Below are 23,047 nucleotides of genomic sequence, written 5' to 3'. Positions count from 1 at the left end.
ATATGATAAATAAGACAATTTAATAAAAATAGTTATGTTAGAACCAGGGAAATAAGTGAAATTCTTATGCTGTCCCAGCAACTGTAATACGGATGAAAGCCATTAGCCACTGAAAGTAATTTTGGGAAGGGGGTAAGTAAAGTGATGTTAAGCCAGAAGACCTCTCTAATAATAATTAGCCTATTATATAACTCCTGGGTGTGAGTCATGTAATTATTTTTTGAATAATTTAATGATATAAAGTTATATAAAGCATTTTAATTAAATGCTTTTTTCTTTGTTAGGTTATTAAATTGGTCGCTCATAAAAATATGATATTTTAGAAGGGACTTAAAATGAAATTACCATTACTCCGTGTTCTTTGTAAATATTGATTTACTTCGTGGCACACTTATCTATTATCGTTTGTTTTACCAGTTGCCTTATATTTTATTAGTACGCGTGTTACAAATATGTTTAATAGTAATGCTAGTTTTTTAGCATTGCCAGGTAGTATCCTTTTAGCGGTTGTTATTAATGGGTTGGTTGATTTACCAATTGCTTTTTTTGAGTTTAAACAAACAACCTTTGCTCGGCAATTACATTTGCTACGGGCTTCAACAGGACACTTAATTATTACGTTATTATTTATTAATTTTTGTGTAAGTATAACAGCGGGGTTTTGATTAATGTTAGTAGCAATATCCAGTTATTATCAAGCAATCCATTTGTCATGAATTAATTGGATAACATTAGGGTGAACAATTATTTTAGCAAGTAGTGTTAGTGGTTTAATTGGAATCATGATTGGCTATTTTCATCGTGATTTAAAAATAATTTTAGTATTAGCAATTAGTGTCTTTTTAATCTTGGCTTTTTTAACGGGAATGTTATTTCCGTTAGGAGTTATTCGTAGTGATCAAAGTTTAAATTTTTTAGGTTATTTTTTCCCGACAACTTTTTTAGCTAATTTAATGAATAGTAGTTTCTTTTGAAATGTTCCGAGCTGAATCTTGGATTCAAATTTATATCCGAACTTAACTTATTTTTCGCAATTACATAATATTTGGTTACCAACAATTATTATTTTTGCCTGAATCTTAGTTTTCACAACAATTATTTTCTGACAAAATAGTTACCAGGATAAATAATCAGACAAGAAAATTACAATAAATAATAATCTTTAAAATTAGAAGGAGGAAAAGAATGAAAAAACTTTTATTATTAATGTTAAGTACAACGATTACTGTCAGTCCATCATTATTATTGGTGGCATGTCAGACTAAAAAAACAGTTAATGATCAAGTTCCGATTCCACAATGATTAGGGAATTTAAAAACATCAGTCACAAATGGAATTGGGGTTGGTTATAATGGTTATTTATTACCATCAGTCACAAATCCGTATCAACAAACTAATTGGGTTGATCTAGAGGATAATCATTATCTGTATTTATATTTAGAACAAGCAACAACGTTATCAGAAGCGGCTAAATATTTAAAATTTAGTGATTCTGCTAATTTAGAATTAACAACGCATATTTTAGAACCAATTATTTTGCAAGAGAATGAAAACTATTATGGTTCTGAGTCCTTTTTAACTCAAAATACATGAGTTAATGGCCGTTCAGTTTTTCCTAATCAAAAATGAGCAGATATTAAAAATAGTAAAAATATGAAACAGTTAAATGATAAATTTCAAGCAGAATTTAAGAACCATGGAACAATTAGTGATGGTCATCCAATTCAACCGGGTTCAGATGGTGAACAATTTGTTTGGTGGAATTCTAATAAATGAGACAAGCTTTTAACAACAAAGACTCAGCAAGATATTTATGGGGTTTGAAGTAACACAAGTAACCCCCTAACTGTTGGAATGAATGTTCCGCTTAGTTTAATTACAGAAGATTCAATTAAATTACAAATCACCCCAGAAGAGCATGTTTTTGCCTTAACGCTTAATTTTAAGGAGCATTGAATTGATAATAACTTTAACATTGTAGAATATGATTCACCACACTGGGGATATTATTTTTCAATTTTAGATGCTAAGGGTGAGAAAGCTTATACTTCAAGTCAATTAATTCCTTATCGTTCAAAAACTTTTGCTTCTACAGAATTTAATCAATATTTGCAAGAACGGGATTTTTATTCGTTTAATGCCAAAGGTTACCAAAATAGTACTAGTTTAAAATAAATTGTGCTCTGATTGGCTTTGCGGTATAATTAAATATTAAAGGAGAAAAAATAATGAAAACACTTACTTGACCAAAAATATTGATGCTAATTGGTGCTACTTGAATTATCTTAATTGGAATTTTATCAGCTGCCGGGGTTGCGGTATCATTATCAATTTACGGATGGGGAAATGACAAAGTGTCATTAATTTGACCGTTATTATTAATTTTAGGGATTTTATATATTTTAATTCCATTTTCAGTTAAACCGGGCATTTGATCATTTATTTGAGGATCAGTTATTACTGGCTTAGCGATAATCTTTTTAATTGGTTTTTTTGTTAATGCCGATTATAAATCAGTATGAACATATTTGGGAGCAGTTCCTAATTTACTAATTGGAATTGGAGCTCTTGGTTGAGTTTTAATTCGTAAATAAAAAATTAATAAAAATTAAAATAAAAAAATAGATGATTATAAAGATCATCTATTTTTTTATTTTGATACAATGTATTTAATTATATTATAAAGGTGGGATAACAATGCAACCAGTAGTATCATGATATTATCAAAAAATAACAATTAATACTGAGCCTTGAATATTAGCATGTTCGGAACAAGGATTGACTTTTGTTGGTCAAACGGAACAAGAATTAATTAATTATGTGAATAAGGTGAAAGGCCAGGAAATTGTTTTAATCGAAAATGAAAGCAAAGTAGCACCATATATCCAACAATTTGAAGAATATTTTAATCATCAACGTCAGTCATTTACTTTACCATTAGATTTAATTGGAACAGGATTTCAAAAAGCAGTTTGAAAAAGTTTGTTAACAATTCCATATGGGCAAACACAATATTATCAAGCAGTTGCAAAAACTATTAATCGTCCACAAGCAACTCGTGCTGTTGGCCATGCGATTGGGACTAACCCTCTTTTGATTTTTGTTCCTTGCCATCGTGTAATTGGAAAAAATAAGAAATTAACTGGTTTTCGTGCTGGCTTAGGTTTGAAAAACTGGTTGTTAGAATTTGAAAAAAATAATTAATTTAGTGGGGTACTAATTCTGATGTTTCTGTTCCTTTTAGAATTTTTACAATACTAATAATTCCTAGAATTGGTCCAATTACAGTGAACCAACTAAAAATTGTTAAAATAATCATTAGGATTGCAATTAAATTTTTTGCTTGCAGAGAACCTTTTTTAGTATATATAACTGCTGGGATTAGAATTATTAAAATAATAAAAGATATGGCAGCAAGAGAAACTGCACCATATCACATTGACTCTCCGGTTGCAATATCCTCACCAATGGCTAACAATGCTCAAAATAGAATCAAAACAAGATTGATAATGAAGATTATAATATTACAACTAAGAGATAATCTGATTCCTACTTTAATTTTACGATCAAATTTTGATATTAAGCGAATATTATTTGGTGGAATTCATTCGTGGACATTTTTATTTTTATGGTTTTTTAAATATACTTTGTTATTAATTCAAATATAGAAGTATTGCATTCCAATGGTAATTGTTAATATTGCTAATAAGGCTAATGTTAATAAAAAAAATCAAATCTTAGAATAGATATCTAAGAAAAAATAGGGAAAAATAATGTCACTATCATATTGAAAATGGTGAAGAATAATTCCTTTAATTAGAGTTGTTATTAGGAAGAAAAACATATAAATTAAAATTAACCATAGATTTTTTTTTGCATGATCTTCTCAAAAATAATAGGTTTCGCCACTAGTAAGACAAAAAAATGTAATCATTGTGATTGGAATAATTAAATGTAAAACAACTGTTCCTATTCAATGCCAAACATCATATTGATTAAGTTCATTTCCTTTTGAAGCAATCCCCCCTCAAAAAACAATCATTGTAATTGTAATATAGGTTGTGATTGCTAATAATAATGGGAATTGTGGATATTGATTCTTTTTATGCATTTTAATAGCGACAATGTAAAAAAAGATTGTGACAAAATAATTAGTTTGAATTGTAAAAAAAGAATAGTATGTCAGAATTCTTAGACCATAATGTAAGTGCGAAAATTTTGGCATTGGGTCAAAAACAGCAAGAAAGAAATCATATATTAAAAAGGTTGAAGCTATAATTGCAATGCTAAGCGTAATCTTAAAATACTTGTTATTAATTTTTGACATTGTTCTTTTCCTCCAAAATTTTTAATGTTCTATGAGAATTAAAAGTTTAGGGTCATTTCAGGATAACCTTTTCTAGCAGTCATAATTTTCTATCCTAATTCTAACAAAAATATTTTTGTTATTCAATTTTATATTTTTTCTTTGTAACACTTTTTATAGTTTATAATTAAATAAAAAAATATTTATTAAATGGAGCAATAATGAATGCAAAACTGATGAGGAACAAAATTTTAAATGATAATTTTGTTGTTAAAAATATCGTAAAACCGTTAACAAGATCAAGTAATATTCAATTACTCCGTACACTATTTATTATTTTTGGTTACAAATTTTAGTCTTATTTACCTTAGAGACAAGTAGTGTTATAGTTTTGGGGGCTATAGTAACATTTATTCAACTGTATTATGCTAAATTAATTGATCTTCCAGTTAAAAAATAATAATAAAAATTGCCAAAACAAATCAAATTAATTAAATTTTTAAAGATAAAAATAAAATTCAATTGTAAATTATTTTTTTTATATACTATAATTACCTTGGATAACAGTTTTATTAAATTATTAAAAATATCAAAAATTATTAATTTATAAGGGAGCAGTTAAAATGATGTTAAAACAATTGGAACCATTTTTAGAACAAAAGAAATTTTATGTAAAAAGAAGAAAGCCACAAAAAACAAAAGACTAAAAAATAATGACAACTTTTTATTGATTAATTGCTATTGTTCTAATTGTTTTTGCTTGTTTATCTTTAAATATGTTCCCAAAATTTTATGCTAAAACAACCAAAAAGCTTTATTTGAGAGGAATTATTTTAATATTAATTATTATTGTCCAAGTTTCACATTTTATTAGTTATGCAATGGAAAAAGGGTTTAATAATATTATTTCCTATTTTTATTTGCAAGTTTGTACTATTACAAGTTTTGCCTTAATAATTTTATTAATTTATCCAAAAAAAATTTTCTTAGAGTGTTTTGGTCCTTTAGCAATTACCGGGCCATTATTTGCCTTAGCGGTACCATTAAATTATTATCCAAGTAGTTTTTGATATTATGAATATTATTTTGGTCATGGGTTGATTACTTATGGTTATTTATATGTTTATTGGTATGGTATTACTAATTATAAATTTGACCATCGGACTGTTTCAAGGTCAGTGATTATTTTAATTATTATCTACTTATGTGCTGAATTATTTAATAACTATTTTGGAACTGAATATATTTTAGATACCTATTGATATATGACATGTTTATTTCCAGAAGGATGACATATGAAAGAATGGTCACGACCAGCTATTAGCGCCGTTTTCTTTTTTGTAATTGGTCCGGTTGTCATTCTGATTGGGGTTTTACCACTGTGGTTTTTTAAACCAATCTATGATTTACAACAAAACCAGTTTTTACATCCAACATGATCAAATGTTGCTTGAGCAAAAATTAAAAAAAGAAAAAAGCCATCAAATAAAGTTTTACATTAAAGTAAAAAGATAGGTTGAATTTATTATTTAAATAATTAATAAACAATGTAATAATTTATCCGTTGTTTGGCAATATTATTGTGATATTAAGAAAGTTAATTATTCTATTTATAGGTAAATAAGATTATTGATTTTTTAAATGCTTATAATATGAAAATAATCATTTAAAAATAGCTCTTAATAACCTTATAATTTATTCCATCCTAAAATTCTTCTCATTTAATAAAAAATTTTTCTATGATATAATTAATCCATAGAAATATATTAGAATATTAACTAGAAAACTAAAACTTTATACTAAAAAGATCTAATAAATAATTTAATAATAACTTATAAAAAGCATTTTTTATTAATAATTTAATTATATTAGAAAGGAAAGGAAATATTTATTTAAAATATTTCTCACTAAAGCTATGCATTATAACAACGGTATGTTAAAGTTATTAACTTTATTGTTCATGACTACATTATTATCTATTGTTACTATATTTATTATATTTTCTTTAGCAATAAACTCAAAAAAAGAAGAAATTATATTGGACTCAACAAGAGTTGAACTTCTTGAGAAACAAACAGATGAAGTTACTATTAAAAATTTTAATGATTTAAAAAATGTTAAAATAGTAAATTGAGATGAATCATTAATATCAGTATTTTTAGAAAATAATAAAATATTAATAACAGGTATTAAAGTTGGTGAAACAACTATTAATATTGTAGCTGATAATAAACAAATGGTAGAAGTTAGCGTTAAAGTCCATGAATTAATAAAAAAACAAATTATTTTAGATAAGAGTGCAGTTTCAATGAAAGAAGGATTTGAACAAAATGTTTTAATTACAAACTATAGTCAGTTTGTAAACATTAGAGTTAGTCCAAAAGATTATACTATTGTTGATTCAAGTTACAAAAATGGAACTATTAATATTTTTGGCAAAAAAGTAGGAACAACAATAATAAATATTGTAGCTGATAATGGTTATCATTCATTAGTAACTGTATCAGTGAATCCTAATCCTGATATTAAAGAGAATATTATTTTAAATGCAAATTCAAGTGTGGTTCGTATTAATACAATTTCAGTAGTTAATATTTTAAATTATAGTGATTTAAAAAATATTCAAGTATCATCAGACAATAGTTTAATTGCTAGGGTAGCACTTTTTAATGATGATATAATCATTATTGGAGATTTACAAGGATCAACAATAATTACTGTTACAGCTGATAATGGTAATACTACTTCAATTGCTACTAAGGTAGTACAACAATTACGAGGGGGAATTAATACCAGTTCTGATTCAATTATAGTTGAGGTAGGAAAAAGTACTGATGTAAAAATTACTAATTTTATTAGTTTAACTAATGTTAAAGTATGAGTAGAAGATATAAATATTATCAATTATTCTATTTTTGATAATGCAGTTATTGTTAAAGCTATTAATGTTGGTTCAACATCATTATTAATTAGAGCTGATAATGGCTTTATTAAAGTTGTTACAGTAAGAGTTATTCCAAAATCTAAAATTAATATTAATTTAGATTCTCAAAATGCTAGTGTCCAAACAAGCAATATAGTAAATGTTAATATAATTAATTTTATTGATTTAGAAAATGTTGAAGTATCTACTGACAATTCTTTGATTGCTAATGCTGAATTAGTTGATAATGTTATTAATATTATTGGTATAGCACAAGGAACAACTAATATAATAGTAACTGCTGATAATGCTTATGATAATCAAATTGCAGTAACAGTAGAACCACGCGCTAAAATAAATATTGATTTATCAGCATCATCAGCAATAGTTGATGTAGATTCAAGCACTAATGTTCAAATTCTTAATTTTATTGATTTAGTAAATCCTCAAGTCGCAGTTTTTAATTCATCAATTGCTAGTGTCACATTGGAAGGAAGTAATATTTTAGTTACTGGTATTTCTTATGGAGAAACTACTATCACAATAACTGCTTCTAATGGGATAAGTAATATTTTAAATGTAATTGTTAACCAAAAACAATTTAAAACTATTAATTTGGAGCGTACTGAAATAACAATTACAGAAACAGCAAGTGCTAATATTGTAATTACTAACTTTGCTGATTTATCAGAAATTAAATTAGTTGCTCAAAATAATTTAATAGCAGATATTAGTTTAGAAGATGACACAATTATAATTAAAGGTTTAACTGTTGGAACAACCTCTGTATTAGTAGGTGCTAATGATGCTTTTATTGCAACTATTGATGTTACTGTTAATCCAAAAGAAAAAATAGATATTAATTTATTAACTAATTCAACAACAATTGAAGTTAATTCAAACACTAATGTTGAAATCATTAATTTTAATGAATTGGAAAATATCCAATTATTAATTGACGATTCTTCAATTGTAAATGCTAGATTAATTGATAATAATATTAATATTACTGGTTTAGCAGAAGGAACAACAGTTGTAAAAGTTAAAGCTGATAATGGTAAAACTACTTCATTGACTATTATTGTTAATTCAATTCCAAAAATTAATATTCAATTAAGTTCAACTTCAGCTATTTTAACAACAACTAAACCAACTAGTGTTTCTATTCTTAATTTTGATGATTTAATAAATCCTCATGTATGATCAAACAATGAAGAAATTGCAATAGCACATCTTGCTAATAATAAAGTTAATATAAATGGAAAAAGTTTAGGTATAGTAATTATTACTGTGACAGCTGATAATGCTAATTCTGTTAATATTGCAGTTACTGTAACAAAATCAAATACAAAAATTAAAGTTGATTATTATAATCTGACTGCATATGTAAACAATATAGAAATTATTAATATAATTAATTTTGATGATTTAGTAAATGTTTGAGTCCACTCAACTGAGCAAAAAATAGGCTCAGCTATTTTAGAAGAAGATAGAATAGTAATTATTGGTTATAAGCCTGGAACATTCAAAATTATTGTTAATGCTGACAATGCCTTACCAATTGAAATAAATATAACTATAATTAAAACAAAGAATATTTATTAATAAGATATCCTATTGAAATTATTATAAATTACTATAATGATGAAATTAAAAATAGAAAGAATTACTTTTTCCAAAATATTTGAATAAAAACACTTACATTATTAATGAAGAGTATATCGCAAAGTAAGATTATGTGCCAATTTTAAAATCAAGGAACAGTGCATTTGTCAAGGCAGTTTAAATACATTAAATATTAAAAATTAAAATATTAATTTAAACCTTTAATAAAATTATTAGCTAATTTATAAAATTAGCATTTTTGGCATTGTATTTTTTGTTAAGGATGGTTTAATAAATGTAAGTAAAAAAGACTATTCATCTTCTGAATACTTATTTTAATAATATAAGCATTCAAAAATATGCCTCAACAACCACATAATTTATTCCATCCTATTTTAAATTTCATTTGCATTTCTTCTGATTTCTTGTTATATTTATATAGGCACTTATTTTAAATAAGTATTTTTACTGAACAAAATGTGCTTAAATGTGGTAGCAAATTATTTATTTGCGTTAGGACCACAGCGAGAATGCAAACAAGGAGGAATTGCTCGTGGCAAAAATTACAAGAATTGCAAAATTAGAGTTTAATGCAGGACAGGCAAAACCAGGGCCAGAATTGGCTTCATTGGGAATTAATATGCCTCAATTCTGTACTCAATTCAATGATGCAACAAAAGACCGAATGGGAGATGTTGTTCCCGTTGTTATTACAGCATTTGACGACAAGTCATTTAAATTTGAGTTGAAAACAACTCCAGCAGCAATTTTATTAAAAAAAGCGGCTAAAATTCAAAAAGGATCACCAAAAGCGAAAGAACAAAAAGTGGCAACGATTACGGCTGATGATGTGCGTAAAATTGCGGAATATAAATTAGTTGATTTAAATGCTAATGATGTTGAAGCAGCAATGAAAATTATTGCGGGAACTGCTCGTAATATGGGAATTGTCGTTGAAGGAATGCCTTCAAATGAAGGGAAGAAAGCATAATGGCTAAATTTGGAAAAAAATATAACCAAGCAATAAAATTAGTGGAAGCTAATAAGCCTTATCCAATTTTAGAAGCTTTAGAACTTGCTAAAAAAACTTCAACAACTAAATTTGACGCAACAGTTGAAGTCGCTTTTAACTTAAATGTTGATCCTCGTCATGCTGACCAACAAATTAGAGGAGCTGTTGTTTTACCAAAAGGAACAGGAAAAACTCAAAAAATTTTAGTCTTAACTAATACAAAAGAAGCTGATGCAAAAGAAGCTGGGGCAGACTTTGTTGGGGGGAAAGACTTAATTGAAAAAATTCAAAAAGAAAACTGATTTGATTTTGATGTTATTATCGCAACCCCAGATATCATGGCTGAATTAGGAAAAATTGGGAAAATTTTAGGACCAAAAGGTTTAATGCCAAACCCTAAAACTGGAACAGTAACACCAGATGTTAAGAAAGCAATTGAAGATGTTAAAAAAGGGAAAGTTGAATACCGTGTTGATAAAAACGGGAATATTCACGCAATTGTAGGAAAAACATCATTTGCAACAGATGCTTTAAAAGCTAACTATGATGTTATTTTTGACACAATTCGTCGTGCTAAACCAGCTGCTGTTAAAGGAGCATATATTAAAAATATTGCTGTTTCAACAACAATGGGGCCAGGAATCAAAGTTTTAATTGAATTATAATTCTGTATACAAAATTACTAAAATCTTTTAGTAATTTTTTATTTTTTATCCAAGTTTTAATCAAATTCGGGCATATAATATATTTAAGTACCTAATACGTACCAAATTTATTAAAAGTGTTAAGAAAAGGAGACAAGATATGCAGTGATATCTACAAGCAAATGTGGGCGAAGCAGTTGTGACAACCTTGAAAGACTGAGCTTTTTGAAGCGCAATCTTAGCGACCATGTTTGTTATTTTTTTAGGTTGATTTTTAACAAAACGGGGAACTTTTAAGAAAGACTGAGAAGCAGTATTAATTAAAGTGGTAATGGTCGTGGGACTACCAGCCTTAGCATTTAATGGATTTATGAGTGATACTTCAGTTGGGGAAGTTAAAACCCAATTAGCTATTTTATTAGTTGGATTTTTATTTTATATAATATTAGGGATTATAACAAAGTATTTTTACATTAAATACGAAAAAGATGTTCGTGATGCCTTAACAATGTGTACAGTTTTCGCATCAACAACATTTTTTGGAATTCCAATTGTAACAGCTTTATTTGGGAAAGAATCATCGGTACCAGCCAATATTTTCAATATTCCGTACCGTGTTTTCCTATATTCATTAGGATTTATTGTAATGAGTAAACCAGTTGCAACTTTAGTTGCAACAGAAGCCCAAACAGTTAAGTCAACAATTGTTGATGTTGGGCAAAACAGTGCTATGGCGCAACAAACAGTTGGTGAAATTAAAGCAGCAAAGAAAAAAGCTGTTGTAACGAATTTAAAACAAATCTTTTTAAACCCAATTTTAATTGCAACATTAATTGGCTTTACATTCTGAGTAACGCAATTAATTCCTGGAATTAAAGTTGTCCCAGATCAAACAACTATTGGCTCAGGAAAATTGTTTTCACCATTACGATTGGACAATACTTTCCCACCATTATTTAAAGTAACAAAAACCTTAGAAGGAATTTGTACCCCATTAGCATGATTAGCAATTGGGATTACATTAGCAAAAGGAAACTTTAAAGAAGCAATGGCTGATAAAAAAGTATGATATGGGACAATGATGAAAGTTATTTTTGCCCCAGCAGTTGGGTTATTATTAACAATTGTTTTTGCCGCTATTGGAAAAACAACAGGAGCATGACATTTGGATACAATTGGTCTATCAGTAATTGTTATTATGTTAGCAGCTCCACCAGCTTCGGTTATCGTGGCTTATTCAATTAACTATAAAAAACAACCACTATTAACAAGTAATTTAACATTAACAGCAACCTTGTTCTCAATTATTGTGTTACCAATTTGAGTAATTGTAACAACAGCAATTGGGGCAACAAGCTTATTTACATACTAGGAGGTTCGGATGAGTAATAAGATTAAAATGGTATGTTATGGGGTTCGTAAAACTGAACGCCCATTATTTGAAGAACTTAATAAAAACTATGGTTATGAATTAACATTATTAGAAGAATATTTAACAAAAGATAATATTGTTACAGCGAAGGGCCATGATGCGGTCATGGTCCGTGCTAATTGTGATTGTGAAGCGGAAAACTTGTTAAAAATGCAAGAATATGGCATTAAATACTTATTAACAAGAACAGTTGGTTATAACCACATTGATTTAGACAAAGCCCATGAATTAGGCTTTAAAATGGCTTATGTACCAGGGTATTCACCAAATGCGGTTAGTGAATTAGCTGTCGCAATGGGGAATGCTTTATTACGAAACTTATTTTATATGGCTGATCGTCAACATCATACTAATTTTAAAGTTGATGACTTTATGTTTGCTAAAGAAATCCGTAATTCAACAATTGGAATTATTGGTACAGGGCGCATTGGCTTAGAAGCTGCCAAAGCATGAGCTGGAATGGGTGCTAAAGTCTTAGGATATGATGTTTATCAAAGTGATCAGGCTAAAAAAATCTTAACTTATGTTGATTTAGATACTTTAATTAAAGAAAGTGATTTGATTTCATTACATTGTCCTTATATTAAAGAACAAAATCATCATTTAGTTAATAAGGAATTTTTAGCAAGAATGAAACCAGGGTCAGTTTTAATTAATGCTGCTCGCGGCCCATTAGCTGATTTAGAAGCAGTTTATGAAGCGGTTAAGAGTGGGTATTTAAAAGGAGTGGGGCTAGATGTTTTAGAAAATGAAGGAGCAGTTTTCTTCAAAGACTTTAAGGGTCAACCAACTTCGGATGCGATTACTAATAAATTATTAGAATTATATCCCCGAGTAATTATTACTCCGCACATTGGTTCTTATACTGATGAGGCAGTTAAAAATATGATTGAAATTACTTATGAAAATTTAAAAGTTATTCTTAGTGGGCAAGAATGTAAAAATAAAATATAAAAAATTTTAATTAATAAAAGACATTTAATATGTCTTTTTTATTTAATAATTATTAATTAAAAAGAAATTTTAATTAATAACGCTGTACCTGATTTTGGTAACGCGCAGAACGTTTTAGTCGGCTGTCATTTTATTGTAGAATATAACTTTAATATTAGCTATTAGAAGGTTATGCAATAGTAAAATTTTTTTGTTTTAAAAGACCGAATAAAAAAAGTGGTTGTTGTAAAACCCATATTTTATAAGCATTCTAGAAGACTGAAATCATTCAGTCTTTTTTACTGCTTAAATTGTATATACACTAAATTCTTGGGATTAGCTAAAGCACTTAATTATCGATATGTTCCTATTGATAATCTCCTTTCTAGTCTATCTGATTGAGTCCATTTAGAATCTTGCTAATAATAATATGGTTAGTCTCAAGAATTTAGTGTATATACGTTGAAGGGAAGTGCAACAGGAACATTACTTTTTAACTATAAATAAAATTAAATACAACTATAAATATGTGTCAAAAAGTCAAATACAAACTATATTAATTAATAAGGAGAAAAAATGGCAAGAGAAATATTTATTAAAATATCTACTGAAATTGTAAAAAAAATAAACGAAGAAAATATAAAATTAAATACATGAGAAGAAACACACAAATATATTGAAAATTTAAATAGTAAGACCGGAAATAATTGAGGGACAAAAATGATTGGTTCAATTATGCAAATAGTTTTAGAACTAATTAAAAAATAATACTTAATTAATTATTATTTGCAGCTTCATCTAATTTATATAATTTACTATTACAATGATCATTCAACTCGTAGTGACTAATTTTGATTTCTTTAATTACCATTTTAAATGTTACTTATTTTAAAAATTATATTACAAAATTATTTTATGCGCGCAATTTCAAAATTAAACATATCAAGCTTTAAAAATTAGGACGAAAGGAGTGTCTAATTATGAAAAGTGTTTTTTATTGCGTAAATTTTGATTTTTTTCCCTGGCGACACATCAATGATTAAAACAAAGATTTTTAAATTGATTAAAAAACAGTGAGTGGGTGTTGCTGAAAAAATCAATGATTCCAATCAGTGACAACAACATTGATTGGGGCTTAGTTAGGAGTTTTAACATGGCAAAGAATATTTACAATCTATACATACTAAATTCTGAAATTTATCATCGTTTAGAAAATAAGCAGGGTAAATTAATAGGTTATTTCATAAATAATCCATGTGTTAATTTGGAAGTATTTTATGTAAAAGCTAATTGAGTTTTTAATGATGAAGGATTTGCTAACTGTTTAACGGTTGGTATTAGTAATACAGATCTGTATCCAATATTTTTAAAAACAGATTTACAGAATTTGAACGATTACAAACCAGGTAGTGAGATTATTAAAAATTTCATTAATTCAAATAGTAAAAAACAAAATAGAATTGATGAGTTTAATCAAATGTATAAAAAAACGAATAATTCATTAAATAATACAAAAATAGATATGGAACAATTATTAAAAGATTTAGAAAATTTATAGAAAGGAACATTCTAATTTGGAACAAATTAAAAAACAAGTTTTTTTAAATAAACGTTATTTAGTTAAATGAACTGAAAAGAAAACAGCTTTTGCAGTTCAATCGCCAGTTAATCCTAAAGCTGTTATTTGGTGATCAAGAGAATGATTTCAAATCAGCAAAAAATGGCCATGTGGAAGTGAAAATACATGTTTAGGAGTTGGTGAAAATAATCCAGGGCATATTTATTGTCCGACAGGGTATTTTGCGACAGCCTGCGTTTTTAACAGAGATTATGAACAAATAGTATATGGAGAAAAAGGAGTTGAAGAAATTATTTCGATAAATGGTAAAAAACTTTTTGAAGCATTTGAAGAAATGAAAAGAAATAATTCAAAACAATACTTACAGCAAGCAATGCAATTACAAAATGCATTAGCTAACAAAAGTGATACTTATTTAAATATAGGAAGGTTTAATTAATTATGAGTAAAATACTTAAAGAAAATATTGATGGTAAAAAATTAAAACAAATAATTAGTAATGACAGTTACCGTAATGAAATTTTAGAACGACTTAGATATGCTGAAGTAATTAGGAAAGAAACCAGACAAAATTCAGAAGGAACAAATTTCATTAATTTAATAAATATTTTACATAATACATTAGATCAACTACAAGAATGGTCTATTGAAAAATATGGAGTAAATAAGGAAGAAGTAAAATTAACTCAAAAAGATTTTTTTAAAGCATGTCCTTATACTAATACTGAAAAAATAGAAAACAAGGATATTTGTAAGAATTGTAAATCCCCAAGCGAATTTGATGGTGAGGAAGATATTCATAATCATATGTATGAGTGAATAGTTACGTCAGATGGTTTAGGAAAAATAGATCAATTACCAGAAGGAGAATAAAGTTATGAAGAAATCTGAAATTTGTAATTTTTGTAATAAAAAAATAAGACATGGTAATACAGTTAATAAATTTAATATGATAATGCATTATTTATGCTATAAAAAAATACAAAAGTGAAAGATATCTTTAAGTTGCTAATTAATAGAAAGACTGTACATTAAATGGAAAATTTAAAAAAAGAAAATAAAAAACAACAATTTTGTGAGTTATGCATTGAAGCTGGGGCAAAAATAAGACCTTTAGCTTTTAGAAAATTTGACGCGTTAAATATGTTTCTATGCTCTGAATGTTATTTGGATTTATTAAATTGTCCAATGGAAGATGTTATTGGACAATGTGAAATATGCAACAAACAAATAATAAATATTTTTTTTATTAAGGACAATTATTTATGTTGCATTGAATGCAAAAATAGTTAAAACATTTTTCTTAGCAAAACAGAACTTTAAAAATTTAAAAATATTTAAATATTAATTACTAAAATAGAAAGAATGTATATTAAATGGCAAATTTAAAAAAAGAAAATAGAAATATGACTAAAAGAAATTTTTTAAAATTAAATAAAATGAGAAAAATAGCAAAGTATAATTCAAGAGACATTAAGAACTCAGAATTTTTTAGAAATTTGGGATCAACAATTTCAGTTTCAATATTTATCTCTTCAGAGTATAAAATATTTCTTTTAAAACTAATTTTTGAGAATTATGACTACTGGTCAAATATAAAAATATTTTTAAAGAAATTAAAAATACAACAACAAAAAATTTTAAAAAATAAAGAACTTATCTTAATAAGTAATTATAATAATCAAAAAATATTAAGTATGTTTTCTTTTATTAGAGATGTTATAGAGTTAAATTTATTTAAAAATTCTAGTTTTTTTGAAAATTTGGAATCAGTAATTTCAAAATCAATCCTTATTCATTCTGGCTATAAACCTTTTATATTAAAATTAATTTCTGAAAATAAAAAATATTGATCAAATAATCAAATATTTCTGGAAGAACTAGAAAAATCATATAAAAAAATTATAAGAAATGAAGAATGAATTTTAGCAAGTGACTATAATAAAGATGAAATTTTAAATATGTATATTTTTATAAAAACATTAGTAGAATTTAATCTATTTGAAATCTATTAATTATTTTTCAATCTTTGTTAAATATACAATTAAACAATATAACAGCAAATCAAGGCCATGTTTTAATTATTCCTTGTAATCTATGTAATTGTTCATTTGTATCTTTATTTATTTCTATATCTTTTAATACTAATCGATTTTTATTGAAATAAACTTTATCCAAAATATATGAAACATTTTTAAGAGAATATGTTTTATATACTGTATCTTTTATTTTTTTGTCTACAATTGATTCTTCAAATAAAATAAATGCTGTGTGATTATGCTCCGTTCTTGTTAAAAGTGGAAATGGATAATATAGAGTTCCTCCAAAGTTATTGTTTTTATCTAATGGATTTGAAAATGTATTAATTCTATTTGTTCTTGTAGGTTTTCCTGGTGCAATTTCTAAGTATTTAGATTTACTTCAAGGTTTGATAATAGGCACTAAATCCCCAATTTTTGAATAGATATCTATTGTTATTTCATTTTCACTATATTCATTTTTTCATAAACTAAAAAAATTAATAAATTCAGCTTGTAAATCAAGTAAAAAACTTTTTGGACTATTTGAATTTCCATATCCATCAGATAATCTAATTTCTTCAAGTGTCTCATCAATAATGATTTTAGTAATTTCGTGAATTGAAATAAATCTTAACTCAGCATAAATTAAACGAATTATAAAATCTTGTTTAGAAATATTATTTTCAAATAAAATCCTATTATTCTTGTTTTTAAACATAATTTATCATCCTTTTAAAAATTATATCAATATTTTATATAGAAAGTAGGTGCTAAATTGAAATATATTAATATTATTTATTTTCTAATTCCTCAAATAATAAATTTATTAACCATTATATTTTTATTTGCGTTTGATTTTAAAAATAATTATTATACATTAATTATTTTGGGATCTTTAAATATAATCTTGTTAATAATTATTTGTATAATCGTTTATTTCAATAACAAAATAGTTAAATATAAAAAATTATCAGATTAATTTTTCTTTAGATGAAATTGCTTTATGCTTAAAAATTTTAAATGAAATATAAGTTAAAAAAGTTACTACATAAATGGAACTAAAACTAGGAATTAAAGCTTCAATAAAAAATATTCTAAATCATAAGTAAGAAATTAAAATTGATTTATTAATTATTAGAACTTTTTCAAAAACAATTATTATAAAACTGAATGAAACATAAAATGCTGTATTTATGACTATTTTTCTTATGTAAATTTCTTTCCTTTCTTTTCATAATTGTAATTTCCATAGATACTTATCAACTTTAACTCCAGTTTTAAGTTTTTTATTAATATAAATTAGGTAAAAATCTATAAAGAAAAAACCTGTGTACATTAAAAATAACATGCCTAAGCAAATTCATATATTAGTATTAACTGATTTATTAGCTATTTCATATATATCCATATTTGTTCCTCTTTTAACAAAATTATATCAATAAATCAAATAGAAAGTAGGTGCTAAATTGAAATATTTAGTAGTGTTAGAATCACCTAACAAAATATCCAAAGTAAAATCTTATCTAGAAAAAGTATTTCCTCAGCATAGTTTTCTTGTAAAGGCCTCAATGGGTCATATTACAGAATTAGTGATAAAAAATGAAAAGTATCCATTGGGAATAGAATTAGATACTATGACTCCAATATTTAATGTTGTGGAAAACAAAAAAGATACTATAAAACAATTAATTAGTTTCGCCAATGAAGTTGATAAAGTTATTTTAGCAACTGACCCCGATCGAGAAGGAGAAGCTATAGCATGGCATTTACAAGAGCAATTAAAATGTCAAAATAAAACAATTAGATTAACTTTTAATGAAATTACAGAAAAAGCAATTGAAAATGCTTTTAGTAATCCAGGGCAATTAGATTATCAATTAGTTAATGCTCAACAATCACGACAAATGATTGACCGTATTATGGGGTTTAAATTATCTAATTTATTACAAAAAGCAGAAAATTTAAAATCTGCTGGGAGAGTTCAATCAGTAGCTTTAAAGTTAATTGTAGATACTGAGTTAGAAAGAAAAGAACACAATAAGTTAGAGTACTGAACTATTAAACAAGAATATAAAGATAAAAACGAAATTGAATTATATTTAGATCAAGATGGTAAAGAAATTGTGAAAGATAAAGTTCTTAATTCACAAGAAAAAGCAGAACAAGTTTTATCTAAAATTACTAATAATCTAGTTGTAAAGGAAATCATTGAAACCGAATTCAACAAAAATATTTATAACGCATATACAACATCAGGTATTTTACAAGATGCAAATATAGATCTAAATTATTCTAGTGAAAAAACAACAAATCTATTGCAACATTTATTCGAAAATGGATATATTACCTATCCACGAACAGACTCTACAAGACTTAATGATGATTTTGTAGTAGCAGTACATAAATTTATTGCGACAAATTATGGCCAAGAATATGTTGGTCAATATAAACTCGGTAAGAATAAAGATAATGTGCAAGATGCTCATGAAGCAATTCGGCCAACAAATATTAATTTAACACTAGATAAAGCTAAAAAAGAAATTAGTAATCATGATGAGTTTAAATTATATGAATTAATTTATAATAATACCTTATATGCTTTAATGGCAAATGAAACTGGTGTTAAATATAAAGTATTATTTTCTAATAACGGATATACTTTTAAATTAAATTTTAAAAAATATCACTTTACTAGTTATTATGATTTACAAGAAATTGTTTTAGATAATTTTAATTATCATTTTAAAGTTGGAGAAATGATAACTTTAGAATCAAAATGATTAGCTGAACAAAATTTTACAAAACCTAGTTCAAGATATACAGAACATTCTTTAATTAAAAAACTTGAAATTAAAGGTGTCGGAAGACCTTCAACATATGCCACAATTATGAAAACCTTAATTAATCGTGAATATATTAAATTTGATAAGAAAAGTATTTATCCTACTGATGATGGTATTAAAGCTCATAATTTATTGCAAAAATATTTTTCAAATATTATTAATGAAAAGTATACGGCTGATATGGAAAAAGTTTTGGACAGAATTGCAGATGGAGAAATTAATCATATTGAATTTCTAAAATTATTTTATAATAACTTTATTTTAGATTTTAATAATGCAACTAACATGATATTTAAAGATTCAGTTAAATGTACTAAATGCGATGTTGGTTATATTATTCAGCGCAAAAATTACAAAGGTAATTATTTCAAAACATGTAATAACTTTCCGGCTTGCAAAAATATCGTAAGTTAATATGGCATTAAAAGATTATTCAAAACCTAAATCGTATGCTAATGGAATAGTTGTTATTGATTGCATTAGGAGTGATAGAGAATTTAAGATAACAAATTCAGAGTGATTAACAATGAACAAGTTTTATAAATGTAAGCAATGTAAAGGAGAAAACAATAATGAAAAAGAAGTGAAGTAAGTTATCAAGCAAACAGTTACATCGTAAGAAAGTTATTCGGAATAATAGAGTGAAATATGTTAATAAGGAAAATAAATAGTGAAATTTATTAGTCCATTAACTTGGCCGGGTGGAAAAGCTAAACATTTTGATAAAATAAAATCATTTTTACCGGGTAATTTTGATATGTTCATTGATCTATTTTGTGGGGGTGCCTCAGTTGGTTTAAATGTTTTAGACCAAAATTTATGTAATCAAGTAATTTTAAATGACTTACATACTGAATTAATTTCTTTTTGACAAGAAGGAATCCATTTAATAGAGTTAAATTATTTAAAGACACTTGCATATCCTAATTCAAAGACCATTAGTGAAATGAAATTAAAACTAGCTAATAATTATTGCTTAAACCAAGGAGAAAAATTTTTACTTAAAAATGCTTTAACTTTTAACGGTAAAGAATGGGGAACATGAACAGATAAGAGATTACAGCAAAACTTTAATACTAACAAATTGATAAGAGTCCAAAATGTTAGAAAACTATTGGTACATCCTAATTATGATATTAAATTTTTTAATTTTGATTACAAAGTGATGATTAATAGATATGGAAATAATGAAAATATTATTTGATATTTAGATCCCCCATATTATTACAACAAAGGGAAACCATATAAACATTCAAAAATTAATTTTGAAGAATTAAAAACATGGATTATGAAAATCAAAGGTAAATGAATAATGAGTATAGATAACTCCGATTTTATTAAAGAATTATTTAAGGAATTTAATATTTACGAATTTGAATGATTTTATTCATCAACTAATTGTCATAATCGTAAACCTAAATTAGGCAAAGAACTAATAATTACAAATTTCAGAAAATAATTATTGAAAGGAATTTTAAATAAAATGAAACAACTTAGATTGTTTGAGGAACTTTATGATGTCAAAACTACTGATGAGTGATATACTTTCCCCAAAACAATTGAAGCCTTAAATATTTATTTACCACAAAATAGTAATATTCTTTGCCCTTTTAGTTGGAAGGAAAGTAACTTTGTAAAAGTATTAAGTAAATATCATAATGTTGTTTATTCTCATTTATCAAAAGGAACTATTTTGAAAAACTTTTATTCTTATACAAAAAATGATTTAAAAAATATTGATTTTATAATTGATAATCCTCCGTTTAGTACAAGAAATGAAGTATTTATGAAATTATATGAACTAAATATTCCGTTTGCAATGTTAGTTCCATTAGTAACTATTACTAAAAAATGTGTACGGGATAGAATAGAAGACTTAAGCATATTATTTTTTAAAAAAAGACAAATTTTTTTTAATCAAGATGGAAAAGTTCAAGGTAGTCCTTACGATACAGTATTTATTTGTTATGGGAATGTTTTGCCTAAACAAATAACAATGTCAGAATATCAAGGAACAGGGGAAAATTAAGGTAATGAATAAAACTATTAAGTTAATTGAAGCATTTGGTGGAATTGGAACATTTCGAAAGGCATTAGAAAATATTGGTTTTAAAGTTGAAACTCGTGATTATATTGAATGATGAAAATATGCTGTTGATGCATATAATGCATTACATAATAATAATCAAGTTACAAAGGATATCAAAGAATATGATTGAATTGTTGATATTTTTGCACATGGATCACCATGTACCGATTTTTCAAATGCCGGAAAGCAAGACATTACTAAAGGACGTTCCATTTTATATATGGAAGTTCTAAGATTAATAGAAGATTTACCTTTTAAATTAAGACCAAAATATATAATTTGAGAAAATGTTAAAAATTTAGTTTCCAAGAAATTCAAGAAATATTTTGACTATTATATTAATAAATTAAAAGAGTTAGGATATAGTTCAACTTGAAAAGTTTTGAATAGTAAAGATTTTGGTATTCCTCAATCACGTGAACGTGTATTTGTCATTTCAATTAAGAATGGTGAAGATAATACTTTTAATTGAGATAATTTGACCAAACAAGAAATGAAACCTTTAAAACAGTTTCTTCATCCAATTACTGATGTTGATCATAAATTATGATTCACAAAAGAAAAATTATCAAAGGCAATTGATAAAGGCTATTACAAAACTACTGAGTGAGTTTTTAATGAGAATGGCTTTTGCTATTTGCCTTTAAGTAGCCGTAAATCTGACAATAAGGTTGGTAATAATATTACAGCACCATTGCAAGCTCATAATACTCAAACAAAAGTTCTTATTCCATTAACTAGTTTTAATTGTGCAAATGATATTGGATTAACACAAACTAGAACATTATGTGCCAGGGATTATAAGTCACCAGTTCAAATTTTAGTTCCGTTAGAATATGAGGAATATTCGAATTATTGACAATTACCACGAGAAAGTGATGGTAAAGCCAAAGCTATTAATAAAGCTAATGGAGCATATAACCGCTATTGGAAAGATGACAATTATCTTTGTGCTATGCCTTCAAGTGATGTTAGAAAGATTTTAATTCCAATTAATAATCCTAAATTTAATGATAGGGGTAAAACTGAAATTAACGTTGAAAATGATTATCAACAAGAATCAAGAATTTATGATAGTTCCAACTACAAAACTTTTATTGATACATTAACAACTAATTTAAAGAGTTCTAAAATCGCATTTCCAATATCATTAAAAGGTTTTACTAATCAAGGTAGAATTAAAATTCCTCATCAAAATTATTCCCAAGTAGATACAGTAGTTAATGAAAATGGAATCGTTCCAACATTGACAGAAAATCATGGTTGAAGTCAAAAAATAGCAAAAGAACTTGATAATGAATTAACAATTGAATATTGTCAAAAAAACAATATTGCAATTTTTAATATTAATAATAAATTATATGCTATCCGGCATTTATCTCATATTGAATATTGAAGGCTAATGGGATGGGAAGATAAAGATATTAATAAAGTAAACTTACCAAAAACAAAAATGTATTTTTTGGCAGGAAATGCTATTGTGATACAGGTTTTAGAGGCAATTTTTAAAGAACTATTAAAAGATAAATATCAAAGTAGAAAAGAGGTTTTAAAATATGGCTAAATCAACAATAAAAATGATTGAAGATATTAGAGCTTTATTTTTATTAAAATGACATATTATACATTTACAAAAAGGAATAATTAATGATAAAAAATG

At 26.0% G+C, this 23,047-nt stretch carries 22 protein-coding genes and 1 riboswitch; of the genes, 19 read left to right on the top strand and 3 right to left on the bottom strand.

All coding sequences use genetic code 4. The annotated features are described in order from the left end of the window. The first annotated feature begins 22 nt into the window (after window positions 1-22). A riboswitch (cobalamin riboswitch) is annotated at window positions 23-183 on the top strand. Between the two features lie 152 nt (window positions 184-335). From SCHRY_RS04875 to SCHRY_RS04860, 4 genes are all read left to right on the top strand, one after another. Further along, window positions 336-1,130: a hypothetical protein gene (locus tag SCHRY_RS04875; protein ID WP_016339348.1), complete on the top strand. Its 795-nt coding sequence runs from the start codon at window positions 336-338 to the stop codon at window positions 1,128-1,130. A 55-nt stretch (window positions 1,131-1,185) separates the two neighbouring features. Continuing rightward, on the top strand, window positions 1,186-2,175 hold the full coding sequence (locus SCHRY_RS04870; protein ID WP_016339347.1) for a hypothetical protein: 990 nt from the start codon (window positions 1,186-1,188) through the stop codon (window positions 2,173-2,175). Window positions 2,176-2,228: 53 nt separating this feature from the next. After that, window positions 2,229-2,594 carry a hypothetical protein gene (locus SCHRY_RS04865; RefSeq protein WP_016339346.1) on the top strand — a complete coding sequence of 122 codons (366 nt, stop codon included), beginning with the start codon at window positions 2,229-2,231 and terminating at the stop codon, window positions 2,592-2,594. Between the two features lie 103 nt (window positions 2,595-2,697). Beyond that, window positions 2,698-3,204 (top strand): methylated-DNA--[protein]-cysteine S-methyltransferase, encoded by a 507-nt coding sequence (locus SCHRY_RS04860; protein ID WP_016339345.1) that lies wholly within the window; start codon window positions 2,698-2,700, stop codon window positions 3,202-3,204. Window position 3,205: 1 nt separating this feature from the next. Here SCHRY_RS04860 and SCHRY_RS04855 read toward each other — a convergent pair whose 3' ends face one another. After that, window positions 3,206-4,327: a hypothetical protein gene (locus tag SCHRY_RS04855; RefSeq protein ID WP_016339344.1), complete on the bottom strand. Its 1,122-nt coding sequence runs from the start codon at window positions 4,325-4,327 to the stop codon at window positions 3,206-3,208. A gap of 692 nt (window positions 4,328-5,019) precedes the next feature. Between SCHRY_RS04855 and SCHRY_RS04850 the strand changes: the two genes are divergently transcribed. The 11 genes from SCHRY_RS04850 (at window position 5,020) to SCHRY_RS04795 (ending at window position 16,449) form a co-directional block, all read left to right on the top strand. Continuing rightward, window positions 5,020-5,808 (top strand): TMEM164 family acyltransferase, encoded by a 789-nt coding sequence (locus SCHRY_RS04850; RefSeq protein ID WP_016339342.1) that lies wholly within the window; start codon window positions 5,020-5,022, stop codon window positions 5,806-5,808. A gap of 536 nt (window positions 5,809-6,344) precedes the next feature. Continuing rightward, window positions 6,345-8,834: a pilus assembly protein N-terminal domain-containing protein gene (locus SCHRY_RS04845; RefSeq protein WP_041611916.1), complete on the top strand. Its 2,490-nt coding sequence runs from the start codon at window positions 6,345-6,347 to the stop codon at window positions 8,832-8,834. A 553-nt stretch (window positions 8,835-9,387) separates the two neighbouring features. Then, window positions 9,388-9,825: a 50S ribosomal protein L11 gene (rplK, locus tag SCHRY_RS04840; protein WP_016339340.1), complete on the top strand. Its 438-nt coding sequence runs from the start codon at window positions 9,388-9,390 to the stop codon at window positions 9,823-9,825. Then, a complete protein-coding gene (gene rplA / locus SCHRY_RS04835) occupies window positions 9,825-10,511 on the top strand; it encodes a 50S ribosomal protein L1 (RefSeq protein ID WP_016339339.1) in 687 nt (228 codons plus the stop codon). The genes rplK and rplA overlap by 1 nt, the downstream gene beginning before the upstream one ends. Window positions 10,512-10,650: 139 nt before the next feature. After that, complete coding sequence (locus tag SCHRY_RS04830; RefSeq protein ID WP_016339338.1) at window positions 10,651-11,862, top strand: AEC family transporter; 1,212 nt, start codon at window positions 10,651-10,653, stop codon at window positions 11,860-11,862. A gap of 9 nt (window positions 11,863-11,871) precedes the next feature. After that, on the top strand, window positions 11,872-12,876 hold the full coding sequence (locus SCHRY_RS04825; protein ID WP_016339337.1) for an NAD(P)-dependent oxidoreductase: 1,005 nt from the start codon (window positions 11,872-11,874) through the stop codon (window positions 12,874-12,876). Between the two features lie 555 nt (window positions 12,877-13,431). Beyond that, complete coding sequence (locus tag SCHRY_RS04820) at window positions 13,432-13,623, top strand: hypothetical protein (protein WP_016339336.1); 192 nt, start codon at window positions 13,432-13,434, stop codon at window positions 13,621-13,623. Window positions 13,624-14,008: 385 nt separating this feature from the next. After that, window positions 14,009-14,413: a hypothetical protein gene (locus tag SCHRY_RS04815; RefSeq protein WP_016339335.1), complete on the top strand. Its 405-nt coding sequence runs from the start codon at window positions 14,009-14,011 to the stop codon at window positions 14,411-14,413. A gap of 16 nt (window positions 14,414-14,429) precedes the next feature. Next, window positions 14,430-14,873, top strand: a complete 444-nt coding sequence (locus tag SCHRY_RS04810) for a hypothetical protein (RefSeq protein WP_016339334.1) — start codon at window positions 14,430-14,432, stop codon at window positions 14,871-14,873. Window positions 14,874-14,875: 2 nt separating this feature from the next. Beyond that, window positions 14,876-15,307, top strand: a complete 432-nt coding sequence (locus SCHRY_RS04805; protein WP_016338982.1) for a hypothetical protein — start codon at window positions 14,876-14,878, stop codon at window positions 15,305-15,307. Between the two features lie 503 nt (window positions 15,308-15,810). Next, window positions 15,811-16,449 (top strand): hypothetical protein, encoded by a 639-nt coding sequence (locus tag SCHRY_RS04795; protein WP_016339333.1) that lies wholly within the window; start codon window positions 15,811-15,813, stop codon window positions 16,447-16,449. On the opposite strand, the gene SCHRY_RS04790 is transcribed toward SCHRY_RS04795, so the two are convergent. Together SCHRY_RS04790 and SCHRY_RS04785 are read right to left on the bottom strand one after the other, a co-directional pair. Further along, entirely contained in the window at window positions 16,427-17,173 is a 747-nt protein-coding gene (locus SCHRY_RS04790; protein ID WP_016338979.1) for a hypothetical protein, read from the bottom strand. The two genes, SCHRY_RS04795 and SCHRY_RS04790, sit on opposite strands and share 23 nt — an antisense overlap. 249 nt (window positions 17,174-17,422) lie before the next feature. Next, window positions 17,423-17,863, bottom strand: a complete 441-nt coding sequence (locus SCHRY_RS04785) for a hypothetical protein (protein ID WP_016339332.1) — start codon at window positions 17,861-17,863, stop codon at window positions 17,423-17,425. 58 nt (window positions 17,864-17,921) lie between these two features. Between SCHRY_RS04785 and topA the strand changes: the two genes are divergently transcribed. The 4 genes from topA (at window position 17,922) to dcm (ending at window position 22,951) form a co-directional block, all read left to right on the top strand. Continuing rightward, entirely contained in the window at window positions 17,922-19,712 is a 1,791-nt protein-coding gene (topA, locus tag SCHRY_RS04780) for a type I DNA topoisomerase (protein ID WP_016339331.1), read from the top strand. A 256-nt stretch (window positions 19,713-19,968) separates the two neighbouring features. Continuing rightward, the gene (locus SCHRY_RS04775; RefSeq protein ID WP_016339330.1) at window positions 19,969-20,757 is read left to right on the top strand and encodes a DNA adenine methylase; all 789 of its coding nucleotides are present in this window, start codon (window positions 19,969-19,971) and stop codon (window positions 20,755-20,757) included. A gap of 24 nt (window positions 20,758-20,781) precedes the next feature. Beyond that, a complete protein-coding gene (locus SCHRY_RS05300) occupies window positions 20,782-21,327 on the top strand; it encodes a hypothetical protein (protein WP_016339329.1) in 546 nt (181 codons plus the stop codon). A 4-nt stretch (window positions 21,328-21,331) separates the two neighbouring features. After that, on the top strand, window positions 21,332-22,951 hold the full coding sequence (gene dcm / locus SCHRY_RS04765; protein ID WP_016339328.1) for a DNA cytosine methyltransferase: 1,620 nt from the start codon (window positions 21,332-21,334) through the stop codon (window positions 22,949-22,951). Window positions 22,952-23,047 lie beyond the last annotated feature (96 nt).

The organism is Spiroplasma chrysopicola DF-1 (assembly GCF_000400935.1).
Lineage (GTDB): Bacteria > Bacillota_I > Bacilli_A > Mycoplasmatales > Mycoplasmataceae > Spiroplasma > Spiroplasma chrysopicola.
The sequence above is the reverse complement of the archived record's forward strand: the minus strand, read 5'-3'. Positions and strand labels throughout refer to the sequence as shown.